The organism is Rhizobium binxianense (assembly GCF_028994275.1).
Lineage (GTDB): Bacteria > Pseudomonadota > Alphaproteobacteria > Rhizobiales > Rhizobiaceae > Rhizobium > Rhizobium binxianense.
Genome location: NZ_CP118713.1, coordinates 347,520 through 363,367, shown reverse-complemented (window position 1 = coordinate 363,367; position 15,848 = coordinate 347,520). Strand labels below are relative to the sequence as shown.

The 15,848-nt window shown below is 61.6% G+C and carries 14 protein-coding genes; 1 reads left to right on the top strand and 13 read right to left on the bottom strand.

Going from position 1 to position 15,848, the window contains the following annotated elements:
* Positions 1–7: 7 nt before the first annotated feature.
* The 4 genes from bglA to PO860_RS01790 all read right to left on the bottom strand — a co-directional run bounded on the left by bglA (position 8) and on the right by PO860_RS01790 (position 5,412).
* Positions 8–1,660 (bottom strand): beta-galactosidase BglA, encoded by a 1,653-nt coding sequence (bglA, locus tag PO860_RS01805; protein WP_183605724.1) that lies wholly within the window; start codon positions 1,658–1,660, stop codon positions 8–10.
* A 34-nt stretch (positions 1,661–1,694) separates the two neighbouring features.
* Positions 1,695–2,858, bottom strand: coding sequence for a carbohydrate ABC transporter permease (locus PO860_RS01800; RefSeq protein ID WP_273883540.1), 1,164 nt, complete (start codon positions 2,856–2,858; stop codon positions 1,695–1,697).
* 1 nt (position 2,859) lies between these two features.
* Entirely contained in the window at positions 2,860–3,873 is a 1,014-nt protein-coding gene (locus tag PO860_RS01795) for a carbohydrate ABC transporter permease (RefSeq protein ID WP_273883541.1), read from the bottom strand.
* A gap of 177 nt (positions 3,874–4,050) precedes the next feature.
* A complete protein-coding gene (locus PO860_RS01790) occupies positions 4,051–5,412 on the bottom strand; it encodes an ABC transporter substrate-binding protein (RefSeq protein WP_183605721.1) in 1,362 nt (453 codons plus the stop codon).
* 297 nt (positions 5,413–5,709) lie between these two features.
* Between PO860_RS01790 and PO860_RS01785 the strand changes: the two genes are divergently transcribed.
* Positions 5,710–6,735 (top strand): LacI family DNA-binding transcriptional regulator, encoded by a 1,026-nt coding sequence (locus tag PO860_RS01785; protein WP_272782959.1) that lies wholly within the window; start codon positions 5,710–5,712, stop codon positions 6,733–6,735.
* Positions 6,736–6,739: 4 nt separating this feature from the next.
* On the opposite strand, the gene folD is transcribed toward PO860_RS01785, so the two are convergent.
* From folD to flhA, 9 genes are all read right to left on the bottom strand, one after another.
* Positions 6,740–7,639 (bottom strand): bifunctional methylenetetrahydrofolate dehydrogenase/methenyltetrahydrofolate cyclohydrolase FolD, encoded by a 900-nt coding sequence (gene folD, locus PO860_RS01780; RefSeq protein ID WP_272782958.1) that lies wholly within the window; start codon positions 7,637–7,639, stop codon positions 6,740–6,742.
* A gap of 120 nt (positions 7,640–7,759) precedes the next feature.
* Positions 7,760–9,523, bottom strand: a complete 1,764-nt coding sequence (locus PO860_RS01775; RefSeq protein WP_273883542.1) for a GumC domain-containing protein — start codon at positions 9,521–9,523, stop codon at positions 7,760–7,762.
* A 220-nt stretch (positions 9,524–9,743) separates the two neighbouring features.
* Positions 9,744–10,583 carry a WecB/TagA/CpsF family glycosyltransferase gene (locus PO860_RS01770; RefSeq protein WP_272782956.1) on the bottom strand — a complete coding sequence of 280 codons (840 nt, stop codon included), beginning with the start codon at positions 10,581–10,583 and terminating at the stop codon, positions 9,744–9,746.
* A 287-nt stretch (positions 10,584–10,870) separates the two neighbouring features.
* Positions 10,871–11,410 carry a hypothetical protein gene (locus PO860_RS01765; protein ID WP_272782955.1) on the bottom strand — a complete coding sequence of 180 codons (540 nt, stop codon included), beginning with the start codon at positions 11,408–11,410 and terminating at the stop codon, positions 10,871–10,873.
* Positions 11,410–11,775 carry a hypothetical protein gene (locus PO860_RS01760; protein ID WP_049733063.1) on the bottom strand — a complete coding sequence of 122 codons (366 nt, stop codon included), beginning with the start codon at positions 11,773–11,775 and terminating at the stop codon, positions 11,410–11,412. The genes PO860_RS01765 and PO860_RS01760 overlap by 1 nt, the downstream gene beginning before the upstream one ends.
* Before the next feature lie 125 nt (positions 11,776–11,900).
* Positions 11,901–12,464, bottom strand: a complete 564-nt coding sequence (locus PO860_RS01755) for a rod-binding protein (RefSeq protein WP_183605715.1) — start codon at positions 12,462–12,464, stop codon at positions 11,901–11,903.
* A 31-nt stretch (positions 12,465–12,495) separates the two neighbouring features.
* Positions 12,496–12,909, bottom strand: coding sequence for a hypothetical protein (locus PO860_RS01750; protein WP_183605714.1), 414 nt, complete (start codon positions 12,907–12,909; stop codon positions 12,496–12,498).
* A 7-nt stretch (positions 12,910–12,916) separates the two neighbouring features.
* On the bottom strand, positions 12,917–13,669 hold the full coding sequence (locus tag PO860_RS01745; RefSeq protein WP_183605713.1) for a flagellar biosynthetic protein FliR: 753 nt from the start codon (positions 13,667–13,669) through the stop codon (positions 12,917–12,919).
* Positions 13,666–15,753 (bottom strand): flagellar biosynthesis protein FlhA, encoded by a 2,088-nt coding sequence (gene flhA / locus PO860_RS01740; RefSeq protein ID WP_183605712.1) that lies wholly within the window; start codon positions 15,751–15,753, stop codon positions 13,666–13,668. The genes PO860_RS01745 and flhA overlap by 4 nt, the downstream gene beginning before the upstream one ends.
* Positions 15,754–15,848 lie beyond the last annotated feature (95 nt).

The window sequence follows — 15,848 nt, the reverse complement described above, 5'->3', positions numbered from 1 at the left end:
CTGATCCTTAAGCGAGACGGGCGAAATACGCCCCCCAGGCCGGAATATCGATCTTGTCGCCATAGTTGTTGCTGATAAAGCCATGCCCCGTCAACGCCTGCCATTCTCCCGCAGGCAGGGTGACGCCGGTTTCGGCCGGGCTCATGTTGAAGATGCAGAGCAGCTTCTCATTGCCGTATTCCCGGGTGAAGACCAGCGTATCGCCCTCAGTCTCCTCGAATTCGATTTCGCCCTTGGCAAAAGCCGGGTGCAGCTTACGGAAGGCGATGAAGCGGCGATAGTGCTCCAGCACCGAAGCCTCGTCGCCCTGCTGGACGCTGACGGCGCGCAGGATATGCTCGACCGGCACCGGCAGCCAGGGCTTGACTGTGGAGAAACCGCCCTGGGCGACCTGGCTGTCCCAGACCATCGGGGTGCGGCAGCCGTCGCGGCCCTTGAATTCCGGCCAGAACTGGATGCCATAGGGATCCTGCAGATCCTGATAGGCGAGATCGGCCTCCGTCAGCGCCAGTTCCTCACCCTGATAAAGGCAGACGGAGCCGCGCAGCGTCATCAGCAGCGAGGCATAGAGCTTGGCGAAGGCGTCGTGATCGGCGACCAAAGCGCCCCAGCGGCTGACATGGCGCATGACGTCGTGGTTGGAGAAGGCCCAGCAGGCCCAGCCATCGGGTGCAGCGGCTTCGAAATCCTCCATCACCTCCTCGACGCGCTCCGGCGTCAGCGGATCGGGCGCCAGGAACTCGAAGGCATAACACATATGCATCTTGTCGTTGCCGGAGGTGTATTCGCCGACGATTTCGAGGCCGCGCTGGCTGTCGCCGACTTCGCCGACGGCGGCGATTGCCGGGAACTCCTCGAGAACGGCACGGAAGCGCTTCAGGAAGGCAAGATTCTCCGGCCGGTTCTTGTCGTAGACATGCTCCTGGAAATTATAGGGATTGACCGCGGGCGCCGTCGAGGCGTTGCGCCGTTCGGGCGCGAGCGCCGGATTGTCGCGCAGAAGCGGATCGTGGAAATAGAAGTTGATGGTGTCGAGGCGGAAGCCGTCGACGCCGCGGTTCAGCCAGAAGCGCACGACATCGAGCAGACGGTCCTGCACCTCAGGATTATGCAGATTCATATCCGGCTGCGAGGTCAGGAAGTTGTGCAGGTAATATTGCATGCGCGTCGGATCCCACGCCCATGCCGAGCCGCCGAAGATCGACAGCCAGTTGTTCGGCGGGGTGCCGTCCGGCTTGGCGTCGGCCCAGACATACCAGTCGGCCTTGGCGTTGGTCTTGCTGGAGCGGCTCTGGACGAACCAGGGATGCTGATCCGAGCTGTGGGAGATGACGAGGTCGATCATCACCCGGATGCCGAGGCGATGAGCCTCGGCGATCATCGTATCGAAATCCACCAGCGTGCCGAAGATCGAATCGACATTCTCGTAGTCGGAAACGTCGTAACCGAAATCGCGCATCGGCGAGGTGAAGAAGGGCGAGATCCAGATCGCATCGACGCCGAGGCTTGCCACATGCGGCAGGCGGGCGGTGATGCCCTTCAGGTCGCCGATGCCGTCACCGTTCGAATCCTGGTAGGAGCGCGGGTAGATCTGATAGATCACCGCACCGCGCCACCAGTCCTTGTCGGGGGTCGAGATCGATTGAGAAGCCACGTTCATGGAATATCCTGTTTGAAGTCACGGTCGGGAATGGTCAGCCTCCCTTGACCGAACCCGCCAGCAGACCGCGCACCAAGTAACGCTGCAGCCCGAAGAAGACGAGCAGCGGCACGATGATGGTGACGAAGGCCGACGCCGTCAAAATCTCCCAATTGCCGCCGCGCGAGCCGAGCAGCGCGTTCAGGCTGCCGGTCAGCACGAGGTGGTCCTTGTCGGTGCCGAGGAAGACCATGGCGACGAGCAGGTCGTTCCACACCCACAGGAACTGGAAGATGGCGAAGGAGGCGAGTGCCGGGAAGGACAGAGGCAAAACGATGCGGGTAAAGATCTCGAAATCGCTTGCGCCATCGACGCGGGCGGATTCGATGATCTCCTTCGGCAGGCCGGCGATATAGGCCCGCAAGAGATAAATGGCGAGCGGCATGCCGAAGGCGGTATGGGCCAGCCAGATGCCGGGATAGGTCTTCGACGGCTGGCCGAGCATGTTGCCGATTTCGTTATAGAGACGCAGCAGCGGGATCAGCGACATCTGCAGCGGCACGACGATGAGGCCGACGACGAGCGCAATCAAAAGCGCCCGGCCGGGAAATTCCATCCAGCTCAAGGCATAGGCGGCGAAAGCGGCAATCAGGATCGGGATGATCGTCGCCGGGATCGTCACGGTTAGCGAGTTGATGAAGGACTGGCCAATGCCCTCGCCGGTCAGAACAGTCTTGTAGTTCTGCATCGTGAATTCCGGCGGTGCCGAGACGGATGCATAGATGCGCTTCGGGCGTTCGTCGGGCGAGAAGGCCGCGTTCTTCACATAGCGATAACTGCCGTCGCTGTTGATCTGCAGGGTTTCACCGTCGCCGAGATCGGCGGTCTCACCGGCCTTGAAGGCGGCCGGCTGCTGTATGCGGTTGCCGAAGGCCTTGACCGCGCGGCCAGTCTGTCCTTCCAGCACATTGCCCGAGATGACGTAGGTGGCACCCTCCTGCTTTTGCTGGTCGGGTGTACCGAGGCGGACCGCGGCCGTCTGCGTCGAACCGACGAAGGCCGTCCACCAGCCGGAGACGACGATCTGGTCCTTGTCGCGCAGCGCGCTGACGAAGATGCCGAGCGTCGGGATCAGCCAGACGATGACGATCAGCAGAACGGCGGCGTGAACGAAGAGACGGGCGGGGCCGATCTTAAAGTAGCTTCCGGCAGCAGTCATCTCAGTGCCCCTTCAGTTCGCGGTTGGCGCGGCGCACGTTCCAGACCATGATCGGCGTGACGGCGAGCATGATGATGATGGCGATGACGGCACTTCGGCCGGAATCGCCGCCGCCGCGGAACATCCAGTCGAACATCAGGTTCGCCAGCACCATCGTCTGCCACTGGCCGTTGGTCATGGTCAGCACGATATCGAAGACCTTGAGGACGAGGATGGTGATCGTCGTCCAGACGACGGCGATCGAGCCCCAGACCTGCGGCACCATGATGCGCCAGAAGATCTGCCAGCCATTGGCGCCGTCGATGACGGCGGCTTCGATCGTTTCCTCGGGAATGCCGCGAAGGGCGGCAGACAGAATGACCATGGCAAAACCGGTCTGGATCCAGATCAGGATGACCATCAGGAAGAAGTTGTTCCAGAATGGAATGGAGATCCACACCTCGGGCGTGCCGCCGAACGTCTGGACAATGGCGTTCAGCAGGCCGATCTGGACGTCATTGCCGCCGCGATATTCATAGATGAATTTCCAGATGACCGAGGCGCCGACGAAGGAGATCGCCATCGGCATGAAGACGATGCTTTTGGCGATATTGCCCCACCAGATGCGATCGGTCATCACCGCGATAACGAGGCCGAAAAAGGTGCAGGCGGCCGGCACGACGGCGAGCCAGAGGATGTTGTTGAAGATCGACTGGCGGAATTCGCGATCGCCGAGTGCCCATTGGTAATTGGCGAGGCCGACGAACTGCAGACCCGCCCGGTCGTAGAAGGAGAGGATGAAGGTCGCAACGACGGGATAGACGAGATAGACGATGAGCAGGAAGAGCGCCGGGCCGATGAACAACCACGGCCGGATCAGCGCGCGACGGTTGAGATTGCGCGATGCGGCGCGGATGTCGCCATCCTTCACCGGCAGAGCCAGATCCAGGATCTTGTTCGAAAAATAGAAATAGGCCGAGCACGCGATAACGGCCCCGACCACGACGCCCAAAGCGGACACAATCTGCAACAGCATTTCGTCCCTCCCCTGCTTCCCCTGATCTTATCCCGACCGGTCTTTATGCTGACGGGTCAGCGCCGGTCATCGTCAATCTATTCGCATACAATACAGCCTGCGATGGCCGGGCTCTTTGCGAGCCCGGCCAGTCATGCAAGCCGTGCCGCCGGCAAGCCGGCGGCAGCATTTTGAAGATTACTTGATGCCGTCCCAGGCGCTCTGGATTTCGCCTGCAGCCTCTTCGGCCGACTTGCCGCCGACGAAATCGACCATGCCCGTCCAGAAGGCGCCGGCGCCGATCTTGCCCGGCATCAGGTCGGAACCGTCGAAGCGGAAGGTGGTGGCCGAGGTCAGGATCTCGCCTTCCTTCTTCATCTGCGGGTTGGCATAGGCCTCGGTGCTGACACCCTTATACGGGGTCAGGAAGCTCGACTGCGCCATCCAGACCTCGTGGGCGATCGGGGTCTTCAGGAAGTCGATGAAGGCGCGGGCTGTCTTCGAGTCCTTGGCGATCGAGACGAGCGTGCCGGCACCCAGAACCGGCTTGCCGAGTTCGGGATGCGACGCATAGGTCGGCATGTAGAAGAAGTCGGCATCTTGGCCGAGCTTCGTGCCCTCAGGGAAGAAGGACGGGATGAACGAGGCCTGGTGGTGCATGTAGCACTTCGGCGGAACGGCGAAGAGGCCCTTCGGGCTGTCGCGGAAGTCGGTCGAGGCCACGGCCGCGACGCCGCCATCGACGTATTTCGCGTTCTTGGCGAACTTGCCGAATTCGTCGATCGCGGCAACGACGGCCGGATCGGTGAATTTCAGCTCGTTGGTCGTCCACTTGTCATAGGCTTCCGGCGGCTGCATGCGCAGCATGAGGTCTTCGACCCAGTCGGTCGCCGGCCAGCCGGTGGCGCCGCCGGAACCGAGACCGATGCACCAGGGAACGCCGCCGTCCTTGACGATCTGGTCGGTCAGGGCATGCAGTTCTTCCATGGTCGTCGGGATCTTGTAGCCGGCTTCCTCGAAGTTCTCCGGAACATACCAGACCAGCGATTTCACGTCGGCCTTGTAGGGGAAGGCGTAGAAGGCTTCCTTGCCGTCCTTGCCCTTGTAGGTGCCGTACCCGACCCAGCTGTCGCCGGCGCCGTAATTGTCCTTGATCCACTTGGAGTTGTCATCGCCGAGCGGCGTCAGGAAGCCCTTGCTGGCGAGATCGGCGAGCAGGCCCGGCTGCGGCAGAACGGCAATGTTCGGCGGCGAGCCTGCCTGCGTATCGATGACGATCTGCTGTTCGTAGTTTTCGGAAGAGGAATATTTGACATCGATGCCGGTGGCTTCGGTGAAATAGGCAAGAACGCTTTGGAAGAACGCCTCGTCCTCGCCGCGCCACGGCCCGAAGATCGTCAGCGGCTGGCCCTTCAGATCGGCGTGGGCAGCCTTGAATTCGTCATAGCTCTTCCAGTTGAACTTGGCATCCTGTCCGGGGGCAAATTTCAAATCGGCCGCGGACGCAGCGCCGGCAAAAAGCGCTGCCGCGGCAACGCCCATCAAAAATGACTTTTTCATGTGATCATCCTCCCATCACAATCCCAACCGCGCCGAATTCCTTTAAAAAGAAATTTCAAAGCGCTTTGACACCCAACTCATTTCACTTTCGGTGGAATGGAGTCAAGTCAATTCGCGATAACCGGTTGTGAATACGGCTGTTATCGCGGCGCAGCGGCGCCTATCGGGAAATATGGAGCGATTTTTCTTGAGTCAAGCGCGCCAAATGCTACATAATTGAAAGCGCTTTGGATGCCACTGGGAGGCGGCAGGCCTTTTCAAGACGGCCGCAAAGCGGGCCGGGAGGAAGCATAACAGGTGAATCTCAAACAGCTATCGGAATTGCTGGGGCTGTCGCAGACGACGGTGAGCCGAGCGCTCAACGGCTATCCCGAGGTCAACGAGGCGACCCGGGAGCGCGTACTTCAGGCCGTCAAGGAAACCGGGTACCGGCCGAACAAGGCGGCGCAGCGGCTGGCGACCGGCAAGGCAGGCTCGATCGGCCTCGTCATGCCGACGGCGCCCGGCCACCAGTCCGACGTGCATTTCGGCGAATTCCTGGCCGGGCTCGGCGAAGAGGCCGTGCGCCACGACTTCCATTTCGTGATCATGCCGGCCGACCCGGATGACGAGGTGGCCGCATTGCGGCGCCTTGCGATCAGCGGCAATGTCGACGCGCTGTTTGTCGCCTATATGCGCGGCCACGATCCGCGGCTTCCCATGCTGAAATCGCTCTCCATGCCCTATGTCGTGCACGGGCGCTCCTTCGGGGCGGAGCCGGACTATCCCTATCTCGACATCGACAATGAAGGGGCCTTCTACGATGCGACGCGGCTGCTGCTGCAGCTCGGCCATACGCGCTTTGCGCTGATGAACGGGCCGATGCATCTCGATTTCGCCATCCGCCGGAAGAACGGCGTCATATCAGCCCTTGCTGAGCGCGGGCTGGCGCTCGATGAAGATTGCATGAGCCACGCGCTGATGACGGACGAGCAGGGCCTGCTGGCGATGGAACGGTTCCTGCAGCTGCCGGAGCGGCCGACGGCGATCCTCTGTTCCAGCACGGTGCTGGCGCTCGGCGCGATCCGCGCAGTCAATCAGGCGGGATTGCGGCTCGGCGAGGATATTTCGCTGATCGCCCATGACGACGTGCTGCCGCTGTTGAAGCCGGAAAACTTCTCGGTGCCGCTGACGACGACGCGCTCCTCGCTGCGGGCGGCCGGTGTGCGCATCGCCCAGCGGCTGATCGGCACGGTGAAGCAGGCCGGCCCCTTCCCCGACCAGGAGCTCTGGAAGACCGAGCTGATCGTCAGGGCCTCGACCGGCCCTGCTCCACAGGTTTAAGCAGTTAAAACTGCGGCGGGGTCTGCCCCGCTGCGCGATGGGCAGCGATCACAGTGTTGGCCATCAGCATGGCGATGGTCATCGGGCCAACGCCGCCGGGCACCGGTGTAATGGTGCTGGCGACCGCGGAAACCTCCTGGAAGGCGACGTCGCCGACGAGCCGGGTCTTGCCTTCGCCTTTGTCGGGGGCCGGCACCCGGTTGATGCCGACATCGATAACCGTCGCACCCGGCTTCACCCAATCGGCCCTGACCATCTCCGGCCGGCCGACGGCGGCGACCAGAATATCGGCGTTGCGGCAGACCTCGGCGAGGTTCTTGGTTCTGGAATGCGCGATCGTCACCGTGGCATTGGCGTTGAGCAGCAATTGCGCCATCGGCTTGCCGAATAGGTTGGAGCGGCCGATGACGACGGCGTTGAGGCCGGAGAGGTCCTCGCCATGGGTGCGGCGGACGAAGACCATGGCGCCGGCCGGCGTGCAGGAGACCAGACCGGTCTTCAGGTCGCCGGTGGCGAGCTTGCCGGCATTGATGACGCTGAGCCCGTCGACATCCTTTTCCGGCAGGATCGACTGAATGATCGGCTCGCTGTCGAGCGGCTTCGGCAACGGCAACTGCACCAGGATGCCGTGGATCGACGGATCGGCGTTGAGGGTGGCGACGAGGGCTGCCAGATCCTCCTGCCTAGTCTCGGCCGGCAGCGTGTGCTGGACCGACTTGAAACCGCATTCCTTGGCCATGCGGCCCTTGGAGCCGACATAGGCGTGGCTCGCCGGATCGTCGCCGACGATGACGACCGCAAGGCCTGTCGTAACGCCGCTGCTCCTTTCCAACGCTGCCGTCGCACTCTTGACCGTCTGAATGACCGATGCAGCTACGTTCTTGCCGTCGATTATTGTCGTCACGCGTCTCTCCGCCCTGTTTTGCGTCAATCTATGGATAGTCGACGAGCGTCAAATGCCCGCTAACGCCCTATCCTGTCGGAAAGCAACAAGGCAATATCAAACTTGCAAGGAAATGCTCGTTCAGCGCAGCGGCTGCCGCGCTTCGAGCGCATGAATACGAAGCCGGTCGCGCAGGCCGGAGATCTCGGAGCGCAGCATCTCCATCTCGTCGGCCGGGGGCGGGACAGATTGCGGTGCCGGCGGCGCGGAAGACAGCGGGAGGGATACCGGCATTTCCTCTTCGGGTACAGCCATGGGTTTACGCCGGCGCAGCAGGAAAGCTGCAGCAAGACCTGCGACGAGACCCGCGGCAGCGCCGGCGAGCGAACGTCCGGTCCGGCCATCCCTCGCCGATACCGCCGTTGCCAATGCCGGCTTGATGAGCGTGACGCGGCCATCGGCAACCGTTCCGGCCGACGCGGGAGCCGCATTTTCCAGGCGCGAACGCGCGGCATTGGCCTTCTCACTGAGCTCGGTCAGCCGGGAAAGATCGACGCCGGTATCCCGGCTTTGAGCGATCAGCGTGTTGCGGCGGTCGTTCAAGCCCTTGCGCGCATCGACGGCAGCCTTGGCGGCGACATTGGCGGCCTGAGCAAGGCGGGTCAGTTCCTTGCTCATATTTTCCTTCAGGCCATCGGTTTCGGTCTGCTGCTGCAAGAGGCGCGGATGGCGCGGGCCGAGCTCGGCCGAAAGCTGGGCCAGCGCTGTCCTGGCGACGGCATATTTGTCGCGCCAGTCCTGCAGCGCCGGCGAAAGCATATCGGCGGGCAACGAACCGTCGAGCACCCCGGCAAGTTTTGCCGCCTTGAGCCGGTCGGCCTGCGCCTTGGCGTCGAGGATATTCTGGTCTGCCTCTTTCACATCGGCATCGAGCCGGTCGATCTGGCGGCGAAGATCGACCGCCACCTTGACATTGCCCTCGCCGCTCTTTGCCGTGAAGGCGGCAAGCGCCGCCTTCGCCTCGTCATAGGCCTTGCGCAAGGCGGCGTCGGTTTCGGCGTTGCCGCCGGGTCCATCTACCGAGGAAACTGCTTCAGCAAGCCTCGCGGCGATGCGCATGGATTTGCCGCTGTCGCCTGTCGTCACCCTCACGAGGATCGTGCCGGAGGCGGCATCGGGCAGAATCTCGACCGCGTGTTTCAACGTCGCCTCGGCGCGCGAGGCCGGATCGGCGGCAGTACCGGTCGCCGAGAGGAGATCGAGCGCAACGCCAAGCGCATCGGCACCGCGGCCGGCAAATTCGGGATCGTGATCGAGTTTCAGGGCGGCGACCGTCGAAGCAACCACCCGCGCCGACAGCAGCCCTTTCACTGCTGCCTGGGTGAAGGCGGCGCGACTTGCGGCATCGGTCTTCACCGCAAGCATCGCTTCGGCGCGGTAGAGGGCTGGCGAAGTCGGCATCAATGCCGGCAGGCCCGCGCCGATGATCGTCGCAGCCGCGACCATTGTCAGAAGACCAATGCCGCCGACGCGCCGCAGTGGCGCCGCCGGCAGGGTCTCGGCCGGTTCCTCACGAATCGCGGCCAGCGGTTCATGCAAGATCATCGGCTCGCTGGCCGGAGCGGCCAGCTGTTCATGACGCGCCCGTTCCCGAGGAAGCGGAAGGCCGACATCATTGGCGGCCCGCAGGCGATTGCCGAGGATGGTTTCGATGCGGTCGACCAGCGGCGGCGTGGGCGCCGCTTTTGCGCGCTGCTCTTCCAGCGCACGGCCGATGACGCGCAGCAGTTCGGCCTCCGGCGGGGCGATATCAGGCCGGTTCGGCCGAGGCGATCCATAGCGGTCGTCACGCAGCCCTGCGGCTGCGCGATCGTGGAAACTGCTTCTGGCCCTGATATCGTACATTTGCGCCACATCTCATGCACAGGATGGCCGAATTCGCTCATCCGCACGGGCGCAGATGATTAAACCAGTCTAAATATTCATGGCAAAGAAATGGTTAACCGCAGCGTGCAAGAACTATGCATCTATCCTTAAATCGGCATCAACTTAAGGACAGATCATACGCCATTCCAAGGGCTGCAGCGTCCTTTGCGCGTCTGAAAAGACGCGCGGCGCTGTCGGCTCAGCTCGCCTTCTTATGCTCCGACCGCGGCTGCAGCGCGGTGGCGTGCTCTTCCGGATGGCTGAGGATCCTTTCGCGCCGGCGGAAGCGGTAGCGCAGGACATGGAAGAGGAAGACCGGAATGCCGATGATGTAACGGCGCCAGAGGCGCGTCGGCTCCTGCAGCAGGCGATAGGCCCATTCCAGGCGCATCATCCGCACCGTCTTCGGCGCACGCGGCACGGCGCCGGAGACAAAGTCGAAAAGAGCGCCGACCGTCAGCACCAGGCGCGCATGATCGGCACGGATATTGTCGTGAACCCATTTCTCCTGCAGCGGCGTTCCCATGCCGACGATCAGGATATCGACCTTCTGACGCTCAAGGTCCTCGGTGACGGCGGAGGAATCGACCTTGTCGAAATAACCGTCGGAAATGACGGTGAATTCATGCCAGGGCGTATGCCTGCGGAAATTTTCCGCCGCCGCCTCGACGACCGAACGCGTGCCGCCGATGAGGCCGATGCGACGCGGGGCTTCCATGAAGGTGAGGAAGGCTGGCACGAAATCGGTGCCGTTCAGATTGGCGGGAAACGGCGCACCATGGGCGATCTGCGATGCGATGTTGAGGCCGATGCCATCCGGCAGCACCAGATTGTGCGACATGATCCGATAATATTCGTCGTCGCGAAGCGCGGTCAGCATGTTGTGGGCATTGACGAAGCAAACCACGGTCTGGCCGACGGGAATGGAGGCCAGCTCGTTGATGAAAACGAGAGCGTCGTCCCAGCCGAGGTCGCAGACCGGCAGATCGAAGATCGTCCGCCGCGATGCGAGCACCGCGAAGTTTGCAATCAGATTCATTCCAACCTCCTGCCGAGGATGCTTCATCCGCCCGACATCCCGGAAAACAAGCCCAAACTTCCCGCATCGGCGCTCAAAAGGCCGGTCGCGTCCCGCCGGGACGGCGTCGCCCCGACCCCGGAAGCGGCCCATGCCAAGCTGTGGCACCTGATATAACAGGACGGTTTCAAACAACCCTTAGGAAATTTCCTTGAATTTCCATGCTCGTATAAGTGGTTTATTAACCACACGCGCCAACGACAAACGGCGCCCTGCGGCGCCGTTTGTCGTCGATGATTGGACGGTCTTTAGTGGGCGGCCGGTGCCGGCGTTTCGCCGGCCGGTGCGGTCTCGACGATCTTGACGGGCGTGCCCACCTTCTTCGGCTGGCCGGCGGAGCTTTGCTTGACATCGTCCTTGGAGAGATAGTCGAGCTGCTCCAACATCACGTCGGCGACATATTCGCCGCCCAGGCGCTCGTTCATGCCCTTCCTGATCTCTTCGCGGAAGGCCTTCGGATCGAAAGATTTGATATGGGCGATATCGACCATCTTGTTGCCGACGAGCAGGCTAAAAAGCTCGTCCGTCGTCATCTCGGCCAGCGGCAGCGTCACACCCTTCAACATTTCCTTGTTCATCATGAACGACACGCGGCCGAGGAAGTAACCGGTGATCGCGCCGTCACCGATGATCGGTACCGTGATCGTTTCACCCTTCACCAGTTCGAGCGCGCTCTGCTTGGAATCCGTTGCCGCGGGTGCCGGCGCGGTCGCCAGATACACCGAGAAATAGACCGATGCCAAGGTGATGGCGCAAACCCAGACACCGGTGAGGACGAGCTTGATCATCAGTTACCACGCGTGGCGAATTGTTCCTGGGAATAGGTGCCGTCGGCATCGGCGTCCTGAACGGCGTTCTTCAGCAGGTCGGCGACAGCGCGAACCGCTTCGAGATGCGCCTCGACCCGGCGGGCATTGAGAACCAGCTTCTTCTTCAGGCCGTGCAGCTGATCGAGATGGGCAGCCGCGAGCTCGGCCGGATCGGTGTCGCGGAAAAGCATCGACAGCTCGTAGAGGCAGCGACTCTTATGCGCATTGGAGACCTTGAGATCGAATTGCGGATCGCTGCCGATCCGGGTGTTCTCATTGTCGATGATCATTTCGAGGCGTCCGAGAACGGATTTGATCCTGTATTCGTTCGAAACTATTTCCATTGTACCCTCGGTTATGCGTCGCTTAGAGCATGATGCCGAAAAGTGTGCGCGGTTTTCGGACGGCAGCATGCTCTAACTCTTTCATTGAGAACAGGATTCAGATTTCAGGCCGCACGGGCCTGAGATCACCCTGTTCCATCGGACTTGGCGTCGGCGGTCGGCGTGCCGAATGTCTTGCGCTGGAAGTCGTCGATCATGCTGATCGCAGTGTTGCGGTCACGATCATCGGTCGAGGCATTGACGATTTTGCCTTCCTGCCGGTGCAGCTGCTCGCTGTACATCTGCTTGGCGATGCCGATGCCGTCACCCTTGGCCATGGTGTTGCCGAGCTGTTCGGCCATCATGCCTTTCCAGATATCGCCGGTCGCGCCCTTGCCGTAGACGTCTTCGCTTTCGCTCGGCAGCATGGACTTGACGAAATTCTGCAGAACCATGGCCTCGAATTTCCGGTAGCTCTCCGGCACTTCCTCGGCCTTGGTGCGGTTCTGAATGTTATTAAGGCCGCTCTTCTGGCCGACATGATCGAGAACATCGACCGTATTGGAGAAGCCCTTGCCGTTTTCGGCGAGGCTCGTTGCGGCAAAGGCCGCACGATTTGCCTTCAATTTTTCCTGGGCCGCCTGAACCTCCATGGGGTCGGCAGCTTTGACAACGTCCAGGACCAGATCACTGGGGGGCGAAATAGCCACGTTACAATCCTCTAAATTAAGATCGTAACGACTATGGGTTTTGAAGCTTGCTGGAGGCTGGCGTTGCGAATTGCTGATCGATGACATCGTAGACGGCATTGTCATCGGCCTCGCGGCGTTCGGCCTCGAGGGCGTTATTCATGCCCTCTTCGAAACGATCGCCCTTGGCGCGCTCGCGCGCCAGCCGCATCTCGTGGACCTCCTGCATGCCGGTCAGTTGCTTGTCCTTGATGGAAAGCCGGCCGAATCGGTCGGCGTAATTCTGCGAGAAGGCGTGGTGGACCGGGTCCATCGAGCCGAGGGCGAGGATGACGTCGTCCATCGCCGCATTGACCTCGACGCGCTGGCGGCTGGTTTCGGCCAGGTCGTTCTCGGCCATTCTTTCGATATGCCGCTGCACCAAGAGCAGTCGCTTGAGCTTCTGGGAGCGGTTCTTTTCGATCATATCAGCCTCATCGCCCGATATAGATCGAGCCGAAGGACTGGCCGAACTGGCTGACCATCGCCGCGATCGAGAAGTAGATCAGGAAGAGCCCGCCCATCAGCAGATAGGGCGTTGAGATGAAGTAGACGGGGATCTGCGGCGCCAGCTTGTTGATGAAGCCGATCGAGACGTTGAAGATCAGGCCGTAGATCAAAAACGGGCTCGACAGCCGCAGCATGATGTAGGTGGTCTGCTCCAGCGTATCGGTAAAGGAGATCAACGTCGCGCGCATCTGCATCAGGCCGCCGAAGGGCATGGTGGTGTAGGAATCGATCAGCGCGCGGAAGACGATGTGATGGAAATCCATAATGAAGAGAATCATGATGCCGGCGAAGGTGACAAAGCCCGAAAGGCTGGTCTCCGGCGTGTCTTCGAGAATGTCGGCTGAACCCGGCTGGGTGTAGCCGACCATCGTGGCGAGGATCGAAGCGGCGAACTGCATGCCGAGCGTGTAGATTCGCGCCAGCATGCCGTACATCACGCCGATCAGCGATTCGCTGAAGATCAGGCCGATATAGGTGCCGGAGCCGGTGTGGACGGCGGGATAGACCGTGTCCCAGAGCAGCGGCATGACGGCGATCGAGAGCGCGCCGGCGATGAAGACGCGCAACTGCTCGGGCACACGCGCCGAGGAAAAACCCGGAAGAGCCAGCACACAGCCACCGATCCGGCAGAAAACCAGAAACAGCGCGAGAACGGTCCCTTGCGGGTCTGTTATCATGAAATAGAGCCCAAAATCTTTATCTCGATGCCCTTGGCCAGTTCGACATGCGACAGGACCGGCAGCGTGGCGAACAGCCGTTCGATGATCATGCGCACATAGGAGCGTGTTTCCGGCGACGTGACAAGGGCGAATGGCAGGCCGCGATCCATGAACTCACGGATAACTTGGGTGGCCTGTTCGCTGAACTCCTCGAGGCTGCGCGGATCGATGTCGAATTCGATCACCTCGCCCTTTGCGTCGCGCTTCAGCGCCTGGTGGAAGGCGAGATCCCATTTGCTGCCCAGTCTGAGCACGCGCAGCACGCCGTTGTCGGCGAGGTCGCCACAAAGCTGCTGCGCCATACGGATGCGGACATGCTCGACGATCTGCTCCGTCTTCCTGACATGCGGCGCTAGCTCGGCCACCGCTTCGAGAATGAGGTGCAGGTTGCGGATCGAGACGCGTTCGGCAAGCAGAAGCTTGAGCACCGCCTGCAGACCGGAATAGGACATGTGCGACGAGCAGATCTCGTCGGCGAGCTTCTTGTATTCTGGGTCGAGCCGGTCGATCAGCACCTTGACGTCCTTGTAGGACAGGAGCTGCGGCAGGTTGTTGCGGATGACCTCGCTCATATGGGTCAGCACGACGGACACGTTGTCGATCGGCTGGAAGCCCTCGCGCTTCAGATCGTCGGCGAAGTTTTCGAGGATCGAGACGGCAGGCATGCCGAAAGCAGGTTCGCGGATTTCGTCGCCCGGAATGCTCGGCCGGCGGCCGGCGCCGGTGACGACGAGGACTTCGCCGACGCGCAAGAGGTTGGAGGCGACCGTCGTGCCGTGGATGCGGATCTGGTAGGACTTTTCGGCGATGGCGATATCGTCCGTCACCTTGATCTCGGGCACGACGAAGCCGTATTGCGTGGCGAATTTCTTGCGCATCTTGCCGACGCGGAAGGCAAGCTCCTGGTGGGCGCCGAGCAGACGCGTCGAGACCATCTTGCCGAGCGCGAGCTCGATCTCCGAGGTGCGCAGCACCGACTTGACCGAATCCTTTTCCAGTTCCTTGTTCTGGACGACCTTCTTTTCCTCCTGCTCGCGACGAAGCTTGTTTTCAGCCTCGACCTGACGCGGGATGAACCATGCGCCGAAGGCAAGAAGACTGCCGAGGATCACGAAGGGGACAAACGGCAGGCCCGGCATGAGGGCGAGGACAAACATCAGCACGGCGGAAACGGACAGCGCGCGGGGATAGCCGCTCAGCTGATTGACGACCGCCTGGTCGGTGGAGCCGGTGGTGCCGCCGCGCGAGACGAGCAGGCCGGCGGCAAGCGAGACGATGAGGGCCGGCATCTGCGAGACGAGGCCGTCGCCGACGGACAGCTTGACGAAGACGTCGGCCGCTTCGCCGATCGGCATGCCGTGGCGGAAATAGCCGATGATGATGCCGCCGAAGACGTTGATGGCGGTGATAATGAGGCCGGCGACGGCATCGCCGCGCACGAATTTCGAGGCACCGTCCATCGCACCGAAGAAGGAACTTTCCTCTTCGAGCTCCCTGCGCCGGCGCTGGGCTTCCTTCTCGTCGATGATGCCGGCCGAAAGGTCAGCGTCGATCGACATCTGCTTGCCGGGGATGGCATCGAGAGTGAAACGCGCGCCGACTTCGGCGATACGCGTGGCGCCCTTGGTGATGACGATGAAGTTGATGGTGATGAGGATCAGGAAGACGATCAGACCGATGACGAAGTCGCCGGACATCACCAGGCTTGCGAAACCGGCAATGACGCCGCCGGCCGCGTCGTGACCTTCATTGCCGTGGGACAGGATGACGCGCGTCGTCGCGATGTTCAGCGCCAGCCGGGTCATCGTCGCGATCAGTAGAATGGTCGGGAAAGACGAGAAATCGAGCGGTTTCTGGATCCACAGCGCGACCATCAGGATCAGCACCGAGAAGGCGATCGAGAAGGCCAGTCCCATATCGATCAGGAATGGCGGGATCGGCAGGAAGAGAATGCAGATGATGCCGATGATGCCGAGGGCGAAACCGACATCGCGCAGACTCGGGACGACTTTCGGAAGGGGTATTGCAGGTGGTTGCGCCATAACGATTCCGTCTCTTCATGAGAGGAGCGGACATGAGGTCCGCCAATTCGGATCGAGAATTAAATGGCGAAGCTTGCGCGAAGGTGGCTCCGAGC